This window comes from Mangrovicoccus sp. HB161399 (genome assembly GCF_013184745.1).
In the GTDB taxonomy this organism is placed as follows: Bacteria; Pseudomonadota; Alphaproteobacteria; order Rhodobacterales; family Rhodobacteraceae; genus Mangrovicoccus.
Genome location: NZ_JAATVU010000152.1, coordinates 1 through 5,513, shown reverse-complemented (window position 1 = coordinate 5,513; position 5,513 = coordinate 1). Strand labels below are relative to the sequence as shown.

The 5,513-nt window shown below is 46.3% G+C and carries 7 protein-coding genes and 1 pseudogene; 3 read left to right on the top strand and 5 right to left on the bottom strand.

The window, feature by feature from the left end:
- Positions 1-277: 277 nt before the first annotated feature.
- From flbT to HCC78_RS31335, 5 genes are all read right to left on the bottom strand, one after another.
- On the bottom strand, positions 278-679 hold the full coding sequence (flbT, locus tag HCC78_RS31355; protein ID WP_172332639.1) for a flagellar biosynthesis repressor FlbT: 402 nt from the start codon (positions 677-679) through the stop codon (positions 278-280).
- A gap of 4 nt (positions 680-683) precedes the next feature.
- Positions 684-1,034, bottom strand: coding sequence for a flagellar biosynthesis regulator FlaF (flaF, locus tag HCC78_RS31350; protein ID WP_253949459.1), 351 nt, complete (start codon positions 1,032-1,034; stop codon positions 684-686).
- A gap of 66 nt (positions 1,035-1,100) precedes the next feature.
- Positions 1,101-2,312 (bottom strand): flagellin, encoded by a 1,212-nt coding sequence (locus HCC78_RS34645; RefSeq protein WP_172332638.1) that lies wholly within the window; start codon positions 2,310-2,312, stop codon positions 1,101-1,103.
- A gap of 186 nt (positions 2,313-2,498) precedes the next feature.
- Positions 2,499-2,843: a hypothetical protein gene (locus HCC78_RS31340; RefSeq protein WP_172332637.1), complete on the bottom strand. Its 345-nt coding sequence runs from the start codon at positions 2,841-2,843 to the stop codon at positions 2,499-2,501.
- Positions 2,844-2,863: 20 nt separating this feature from the next.
- Positions 2,864-3,115 (bottom strand): chemotaxis protein chel, encoded by a 252-nt coding sequence (locus HCC78_RS31335; RefSeq protein ID WP_253949458.1) that lies wholly within the window; start codon positions 3,113-3,115, stop codon positions 2,864-2,866.
- A gap of 105 nt (positions 3,116-3,220) precedes the next feature.
- Between HCC78_RS31335 and HCC78_RS31330 the strand changes: the two genes are divergently transcribed.
- From HCC78_RS31330 to HCC78_RS31320, 3 genes and pseudogenes are all read left to right on the top strand, one after another.
- Entirely contained in the window at positions 3,221-4,600 is a 1,380-nt protein-coding gene (locus HCC78_RS31330; RefSeq protein ID WP_172332636.1) for a flagellar hook-length control protein FliK, read from the top strand.
- A gap of 10 nt (positions 4,601-4,610) precedes the next feature.
- A complete protein-coding gene (locus HCC78_RS31325) occupies positions 4,611-5,279 on the top strand; it encodes a flagellar hook assembly protein FlgD (protein WP_172332635.1) in 669 nt (222 codons plus the stop codon).
- 140 nt (positions 5,280-5,419) lie between these two features.
- Positions 5,420-5,513: pseudogene (locus HCC78_RS31320) on the top strand (IS5/IS1182 family transposase); the annotation flags it as partial.

Here is a 5,513-nt window from a genome sequence, read left to right as displayed (position 1 = left end):
CCAGGGAAGCAGTCGGCGGCGGTCCCATGGCCGCGTCAGGAGAGTGCGCAGCCTGAAAATAGACACCGGTGACAACAACCTTGAAAACCACCGTTTTCGAACGCTGAATCATGCCGTCCAGCCGAAATCAATGGGTCCTGAGCCTAAGTACTGCAACTCCCAGTCCGGGATCCGGGGGCAAGGCCAGGGGATCCCAGTTCAAACCGGCCCGGATTACCAAGGGAAGCTCAATCCCATTCAAAGCAAAGATCAGTTCTTATAGGGCCACGATGATATATCATCGACCCCTTTGAATTAGCCTCTCTTCTCGCGGAAGAAGCGCTCGAAGTGCCTTTAGGCACTGATAGAAATTTTTCCCAACAAACGCTGAAGACGCATCTGAAATTAATCTTCTGCTATCCGAATCTCGGAAAACTTGACTCAGCTCCTCTATTCGATCGATCATATCAGCGCGAACAACTTCGGGCGTCGTATCTCCGGAAAGAATCAACTGAACAACATAACACACTTTTTGAACGGGCGTAGAGACATCATCAGGATGAATAGCATCGCGCAATCGAAGAATCTTAACATTCGGTGTCACTATATTTATACGGCTACGACGATCACCATTCTCAATGACGGCGCCATTTATCAAGACCCGTTCCCGAGGTCCCAACTTTAAAACCAGGCCAGTCATATCTTCACCCTCTCAAACCACGCATCATTGCAACATTTATATCTATCAAAATTTTCGCGCTACCCTGTTTCCTGAGAACTTTTCCGGTGTGGGTTTGAACAAAAACGTTTAAATTAACTATGTTAGATCGAATTTCGTCAGGCAATTGATTTTCAGGCAAAGTTACATCCAGCGCCAGCATAGTCCAGAATTTTCTATTCTCATGCAACGCCGCCGCTAGTTCAGAGAATTGAAAGGCAGTCCCCTGAGATGTCTCCTTTATTTTTCGTGTAATTTTACCGAAAACTTCGTACTCGGCCCCTCTTAATGTGCGAGTTGACGCCCCTAGACGAGTATAGGCCATTTGCGCCATCATGTTAGCATTCAAAATTTGACCTCCAACCAAATGGCTAGGATGCCGGAAACCGGCATCCTGATTTTGCTATCGGAACAGAGCTAATATATTCTGTGGAGCTTGGTTTGCAATCGACAACGCTTGGATACCAAGCTGTTGCTGAACCTGAAGCGCTTGCAAGCGAGCTGACGCTTCTTCCATGTTTGCATCAACCATAGCTCCAATCCCGGCAGTCATTGAGTCTGTTAATTTTGAAACAAACGCCGACTGGGTAGCAATTTGAGCACCATCAGAACCAAAAGACGAAGCCGCATCAATTGCGACACCAATTAACGATTCCATTGTCACGAGTTGTGCTGCCAGTGTTCCGGAACTAGTCGCATTGATTGTTGCGAGAGCTGCCAGCCCACCGGACCCATCATCCCCAAATTGACCTGTAGCGCTCAAATCGAACGACCCTGAGTTTGTAAATACCAGCTGTCCAGGATTGGCACTATCGTAGTCCACTTGAAGGCCAGAGATTCCAAAGCTCTCGATCTGAGATTTTAAGTTTGTCGCAATAATGTCCTCGGGCGTATTTCCGACAGCAATGTCACTAGCGCTGACGGTATAGCTAGCAGTGTAGTTGCCAATAGTAATTGAAATGCTCTCTCCCACGTCATAGGTCGGATTCAGAATATCGACAGAATCTGAACCACCGCCACTATCAAGAGACATTACAAAAGTGTCACCAGACCCTGAGACGACGGTGTTCGTTCCACCCCCAAAGACAGATTTCGCAGTGTACCCGGACGATCCCAAATCAACACCACTGACAGAGATATATGCCGCAGATACTGCCCCGCTATTATCCCTATCAACAGAAGATAGAACATTCGTTGTAGCCGTGCTTCCATCAACCAAATTCAACCCATTGAATTGGGCCGCCCCGACGACGGACGAAATTTGTTCTTTGAGTGCAGTAATATCGTTGTTCAACTTCGTTCGATCAACGTTATCTCCCTGCGCAGCGACAACCTTCGCCTTTATCTGACCAAGCAGATCTGTAATTGTCTCCGCTGCGGTCTGAGCCACTGCCACAGTGGACTCTCCGAGAGATAGACTATCCGAAATAGCTTTGAAGCCATTAACGTCGGATTCCATTACTTTTGAGATCGCCCAGATAGCAGAATTATCTTTTGCGGAAGAAATCTTCTTTCCGGTGGCAATTTCCCCTTGAGTCTTCTCAAGGCCAGAATTAATCGTCTTCAGGGTTTGAAGCGCGACCATTGAACTGGTATTCGTTAGAATGCTTGACATTTTTCCTCACATTCAGCGCATTTAAGCGCCAATCACCCTTTCCCGCGCGAGCGAGATTTCGCGCTATCAACGCGCCCTTTCGCCATTTCTTGACGGAGCAACACGACATTTATCGCGCTGCAAATAACCCAGTATCTCAGAATTACTAATGAACCGATAATTCTGAACCAATGAACCTTAAGGCACCTACAGAGTCGTTCCGCCTGACTTCCCACGCGAGCAGATCTCGGAATCCTCGCCCCTCCGGTTATAAACCTTTTGGGACTTGCAAACCCTTGATACATCCTCGATACGGATCAGCGCCATTTTTATGCCCCTTTTCATGCTCGTTAGTAAACTCATGTTCCTTTTCGCTTGTGCGCTAATCTCTTGCAGTTCGATGGAAGAAAACATTGGTAAGCGAGACTCAACTTTTAAAATTTCTTCTAATTTTGAAGAGTTTCCTGCAAGCCCCTCAAGATCAAACAGCCTAATCAAACTCTGCTGCTCACGGAGCAATTCCGCTAGCTTCTCTTGACACATCAAATCCATTTGCAATGCTCCATATTTCCTTAAATTCTATCAATAAATCTGAACGAATGGTTTTCTGAAATTTTCTCGGCATATGCATGCGTAAGAAATGATGAAAATTGCTGTTCTCCGAATCCACCCTCAGGCTCTCCAGTGAACTTGAAGCTCTGAGCCATATCCAAAAATTCGGCCAAAAAGCTAGCTTCTAGTTGTTGAACCTTCTCTCTAGCATTTTCCGCCATACTCCTTTCTATGTTCGGAACGGATGCAACAAGACCAATTGATGAAATCATCCTTCGCTTCTCCCATGAATCAACGTGCACTCAATTTTTCTCAAGTCTGTAAATATATTGTAAGCGATTCGACTGTAAAAAAGGATTATGCGTGGAGATACGTCAATGGACACTCAGATAACGGTCATCTTATCGGGAAAGAATTCAAGTTCCGACACTATGCTATCAACAGATACGGCCCCTTCCAAAGAAGTATCCGATAAAAACAAACCATCCATAAGTTTTCTTGATCTTGTTAAGCCAGTTCCTCCAAGCCATGAAGAGGTACCCGGGTCAAACTCAAAAACATCTACCGACGTCTCCCCCTCCTCCGTTGAGGCTGAAATCCGCTCCGACGACTCCGAAGACAAGGAGTTTTCGGCCATTTTTCCAGAAGTGAAGAAAAGTCCCGTGCTGGAGAATGACATTGAGGCGCCCAGAACTAAATTTCTTGAAGACAGCAGAAGAGAAAACTCAGAACTCACTGAGTTCAATCCCATTGCGCTCTCGGACTCCACAGTTTCAAAAACTTCAATGTTCCTTCAATGTGAGGACATTGGCTCCGCCATCAACAACGTCGAACAGAGCCTTTCCAGAGAAGAAGTCGAAGTGAATATGGAGCCAGTCTCAATCGACGAACCCAGAGAAAAAAGGGATGTTAGAGAGCTTTCTAATAGCGAACTTGCCATTTCTAGGAGGATCGAAAGAAGCTTGAATAAGTCGCTTTTCAAGCCTGATCACATCAAAAACCAATCTTTCAGCGGAAGCTCTGTCCCCCTTATGGATATAGACATTAGGGAAATTGAATTACAACCCTCTAGCACCGCGGAAGCACCCAAAGACGTCGGAAAACTCTCTGCTACGCTTCAACAAACCCCAATCAAAAGTGCTGATTATCCAGATACTACAGGAAAAGAAATTAGGCCTGCCATCACGCAAAATGTCAACTTAAGCGAAAATAGTCCTGACCCACATGAGACTCATTATAGCGACGATACCATTATTCATAGAAGTGAAAGGCGTAGTGACACATTTCAAGTTGGCAAGATTGTCGAGTCACATAGTCATTGGCGCGAGAGTGATGTCTCGCGATTTGACAGCGGAAGAAACCTTCGACAAATTTCGACCACCATAATCAGAGAAACATCCGACCACTACGAAATTCAACTGGACCCACCGGAGCTAGGGCGTGTAAAGATTGGTCTCGAGAACAGGGATGGAGCGCTGTCAGTTCATATTCAAACCGATCGGCTAGATACCGCTGGATTCATCAGGCGAAACCATGATTTTCTAGAAAAGACGTTTCTTCAACTAGGGTATGAAGGAGTCACTTTTCGATACTCGTCGGGAGACTCCCCTTCTCAACAGCGAAATCAAGGAGGCAACAGCTCTCTTTTCGAGAGCGGTCCGCAAGAGAATTCATCTTCTAACGTCAATCAAGAATCTGCGGAAAATTCAAAAGAATTACCTTCACGCCTCTCCAGTAGGATGGAAATAAGAATATGAGGATATAGTGATGAATATAAACGAAAATTATAATTCAAACCTTGTTGCATCGACCACATCTCTTGATAACGCAGGCAAAGCATCCGGCAACATTAGTTCGGACTTCCAGACTTTTTTAAAAATGCTCACCTCGCAAATGAGAAACCAGGATCCCCAAAATCCGTTGGACAGCTCACAATTCGCGATGCAATTGGCTACATTTTCCGGGGTGGAACAGCAAGTATTGACAAATCAACTCCTATCTGAGTTATCGCAAGCCTTTCAGTCTGATCAATCACTGGACAGGTATGGTCATATGCTCGGCCTATACGGTTCTGAGGGACGATATTTTGGGACCGAAGATAATGCCACTTTTTTTCCGGACCTTCCCAAAACATCGACACACTCCGAGATCGTGATACGAAATGAAGGCGGTGAAGTCGTACGGAACATAACAGTTACAAATGGAATCGAAAAAGTGTCTTGGGACGGGAAAGCCAATGATGGGCAGGCAGCGGCGCCCGGGAGATATACATCGGAATTGAATGTCATCTCCGAAACGGAAGGCCTTCCAATAATTTCCGATCTGCTGGCTCACTTCAAAATTGTTGGTCTGTCAAAAATTGACGGAGCACCATACCTCGAATTTGACAGCGGGAAAAGATTGTCGCCTGAAAGCCTATCTTCTCTCCACCGGTAGCTTGGAACTTGTAGATAATCGGGGCCCTTTCTTCGGTCGGCTTGCGTGATACAGGACCTCTTCTGAAGGCGCATGAGGGCTCTGTTGCGCAAATCCCTGCGGGGATTCATCTCGTGAATCCAGCATGGTAGCTGCGTTTCATGGGCAGCCCCACACCCCCGATCTACAAGACCAGGAACTGGCCGGCCTACAATGAAGCGCTCAAGCGCAGGGGCTCGCTGACGATCTGGTTTG

Coding starts and splice junctions, on each gene's coding strand:
- flbT (WP_172332639.1), bottom strand. CDS start 679: ATGACTGGCCTGGTTTTAAAGTTGGGACCTCGGGAACGGGTCTTGATA.
- HCC78_RS31325 (WP_172332635.1), top strand. CDS start 4,611: ATGAATATAAACGAAAATTATAATTCAAACCTTGTTGCATCGACCACA.
- HCC78_RS31335 (WP_253949458.1), bottom strand. CDS start 3,115: ATGATTTCATCAATTGGTCTTGTTGCATCCGTTCCGAACATAGAAAGG.
- HCC78_RS34645 (WP_172332638.1), bottom strand. CDS start 2,312: ATGTCAAGCATTCTAACGAATACCAGTTCAATGGTCGCGCTTCAAACC.
- flaF (WP_253949459.1), bottom strand. CDS start 1,034: ATGATGGCGCAAATGGCCTATACTCGTCTAGGGGCGTCAACTCGCACA.
- HCC78_RS31340 (WP_172332637.1), bottom strand. CDS start 2,843: ATGGATTTGATGTGTCAAGAGAAGCTAGCGGAATTGCTCCGTGAGCAG.
- HCC78_RS31330 (WP_172332636.1), top strand. CDS start 3,221: ATGGACACTCAGATAACGGTCATCTTATCGGGAAAGAATTCAAGTTCC.